Origin of the sequence: Leptothrix ochracea, from assembly GCF_041083635.1 — a bacterium.
In the GTDB taxonomy this organism is placed as follows: domain Bacteria; phylum Pseudomonadota; class Gammaproteobacteria; order Burkholderiales; family Burkholderiaceae_C; genus Sphaerotilus; species Sphaerotilus ochraceus.
In genome coordinates this window covers 1-2,716 of sequence record NZ_JBFPHB010000030.1, presented here as the reverse complement: position 1 = coordinate 2,716, position 2,716 = coordinate 1, and the positions used below count along the sequence as shown (strand labels likewise).

Below are 2,716 nucleotides of genomic sequence, written 5' to 3'. Positions count from 1 at the left end.
TCGGTGGCGGTGCGCAAGCTTGAAGACGAGCTGGCCTTGAAACTGTTTGAGCGTGGCGGCAACGAGGTGAGCGTGACGCCCTTGGGCGCGGTGATCGTGCGCCAAGCGCAGGTGACGCTGGACAACGCCGCCATGATCAAAGAGCTGGCGCGGCGCGGCAAAGACCCGCTTTCAGGCGCGCTGCGGCTGGGCATCATCTACACGATTGGGCCGTATCTGTTGCCTGAGCTGGTGCGCCAAGCCATCGCCCGGGTGCCGCAGATGCCGCTGTTGCTGCACGAGAACTTCACCGTCAAGTTGCTGGAGATGCTGCGCACCGGCGAGATCGACTGCGCCATCTTGGCCGAGCCCTTTGCCGACGCCAACTTGTCGATGATGCCGCTCTACGACGAGCCCTTCGTCATCGCCGTGCCCGGCGCGCACCCGCTGGCCAAGCGGCCCAGCCTCTCGGCGACCGAGCTCAAGCAAGAAACCATGCTGCTGCTGGGCGCGGGCCATTGCTTTCGCGATCACGTCTTGGAGGTCTGCCCCGAGTTCGCCCGCTTTTCAACCCCGGCGCTGCCCTCGACCGAAGGCGGCATGCAGCGCAGCTTTGAAGGCTCCTCGCTCGAAACCATCAAGCACATGGTGGCCTCAGGCATGGGCATCACCGTGCTGCCGCTGCTCTCGGTGCCGCCCGCCAGCCAACAGCCGCTCGACACCCAAGGCCACCCCTTGGTGCGCTACATCCCCTTCACCGAGCCCGCCCCCACGCGCCGCGTGGTGCTGGCTTGGCGGCGCAGCTTCACCCGCTCTGAAGCCATCACCGCCCTGCACCAAGCCATCCAAGCCTGCGCCTTGGGCGGGGTCAGCTGGCCCGAGCCGAGCTTGCCATCACCCCACGTCGCTTGACCCAGCCCAACCAGCCCAGCGCTGCGCCGGTCAGGGCGACGGGGAGCAAGGAGCCGAGGTTGAGCAGTGTCCAGCCTTGGGTGGTGACCAAGGCGCCGGAGGCGAAGGAGGTCACGGCCATGGTGGCGAAAACGCAGAAGTTGATCGCCGCTTGGGCCTTGTCTTTTTCCTCGGGGCGATAGCCTTGCATCGACAAGGTGGTGCTGCCGGTGAAGAGGAAGTTCCAGCCCACGCCGAGCAAAAACAAGGCGACTTCGAACTGCACCAACGCTTGGCCCGACAGCGCCACCGCGATGCAAGCGGCGTTGAGCAGCACGCCCAGTGCCATCACCGGCAGCGCACCCAAGCGCTTGATCAGGTGGCCCGTGAAAAAACCCGGCGCGAACATGCCGATGACGTGCCACTCAAGCACCCACGCCACATCGCTGAAAGGCATGCGACACACATCCATCGCCAGCGGCGTGGCCGCCATCAGCAGGTTCATCACGCCGTAGCCCAGCGCCGCACCGAGGGTGGCGACCAAGAAAGCGGGCTGCCGCATGATCTGCCCCAGCGGCCGACCGCTGTCCCCCTTGGCCGTGGTCTGCGGCACCGCCGGAAAGCGCACCCCAGCCATCACCACCATCGACAGCAGCGCCACCCCCGCCAACGCGACATAGGCTCCCAAAAACGGTGTGCTCAGCCAGTTGCGGGTGTGGTTGGCCAGATTGGGGCCCAGCACTGCGCCCATCAAGCCGCCCGCCAACACCAAGGACACCGCCTTTTCACGCTCAGCCAACGGGGCCAGCTCAGCCGCCGCGAAGCGATACAGCTGGCCGTTGGCGCTGTAGTAACCCGCCACCACCGTGGCTGCGACCAGCAACCAAAAACTGCCCACGCTCACCGCCCAGCCACACAACCCAGCCGAGATCAACGCCACCAGCAAACCCAGTTGGAACGAACGCTGCCGCCCCAAGCGCTGCTGCGCCCGCGCCACCAAACCGGTTGAAAGCGCCCCGCCCACCACATAACCCATCACCGGCAAGGTCGCCATCCACGGCTGTGGGGCCAGGGTCATGCCGACCAAGCCGTTGATGGCGATGAAGACCACGTTGTTGGTCAGAAACAGGCCCTGTGCGGCGGCCAACAGCCAAAGATGAATATGCATAAGGCAAGGTTTATAGATGACAATGCACCTCAACATACCCATTAGGGTATAAAGATGGCATGAAGTTCTTCCCCAACCCCGCCATGCCACGACGTCACCTCCTTCAACGCACCGCCGCCATGGTGCTTGGTTCTACCTTGGTCAGCGCCGCGTGGGCACAGGCCAACGCCAACGCAACCACCACCAACAACGGCAACAGCAAATTTGTTGATCTGGAAACCGTCCGCGCCACGCTCAAAGAAGGCAAGGTCCCCGTCTTCGACATCCGCGAACCGGCCGAGCACGCCACCGGCGTGGCCGCCGGCACGCGCCTCTTACCCATGAGCCAAATCGGTGCCCGCTTGGCCGAGATCCCCAAAGATCAGCCCGTGCTTTTGATGTGCAACACCCAAAACCGCTCCCGCAAAGTCGCCGAAGCGCTCTGGGAACGCGGCTACACCCACGTGCGTTACGTCCAAGGCGGCATGAGCCAATGGACCGCCAACGGCTGGCCCAAAGTGCAGCCCACGCAGCGCTGAAGCTATACACAAATCCCCCCGGCCCCCTTTTTCAAAGCTATCCATTACCCACAAATTCCAACTGATCTGACGTTGATGGGTGGGGTTGAAGAAGTTGCCAAGTGTTGGAGATGTCGAGCAAGCGCTGCAAGCCTCGCCAGAGCACTTTAACGCCAGGCTC

The 2,716-nt window shown here is 63.8% G+C and carries 3 protein-coding genes; 2 read left to right on the top strand and 1 reads right to left on the bottom strand.

What is annotated here, in order from left to right; translation table 11 throughout:
- Positions 1–891: hydrogen peroxide-inducible genes activator (locus AB3X39_RS10995; RefSeq protein ID WP_369417426.1), on the top strand; the 891-nt coding region annotated here is incomplete at its 5' end.
- Here AB3X39_RS10995 and AB3X39_RS10990 read toward each other — a convergent pair.
- Positions 848–2,038 carry an MFS transporter gene (locus AB3X39_RS10990; protein WP_369417425.1) on the bottom strand — a complete coding sequence of 397 codons (1,191 nt, stop codon included), beginning with the start codon at positions 2,036–2,038 and terminating at the stop codon, positions 848–850. The genes AB3X39_RS10995 and AB3X39_RS10990 overlap by 44 nt on opposite strands.
- 59 nt (positions 2,039–2,097) lie before the next feature.
- Between AB3X39_RS10990 and AB3X39_RS10985 the strand changes: the two genes are divergently transcribed.
- Entirely contained in the window at positions 2,098–2,556 is a 459-nt protein-coding gene (locus AB3X39_RS10985; protein WP_369417424.1) for a rhodanese-like domain-containing protein, read from the top strand.
- Positions 2,557–2,716: the final 160 nt, after the last annotated feature.

Bases quoted from the DNA above. Each gene is read 5' to 3' on its own strand.
- AB3X39_RS10990 (WP_369417425.1), bottom strand. From the start codon at position 2,038: ATGCATATTCATCTTTGGCTGTTGGCCGCCGCACAGGGCCTGTTTCTG.
- AB3X39_RS10985 (WP_369417424.1), top strand. From the start codon at position 2,098: ATGAAGTTCTTCCCCAACCCCGCCATGCCACGACGTCACCTCCTTCAA.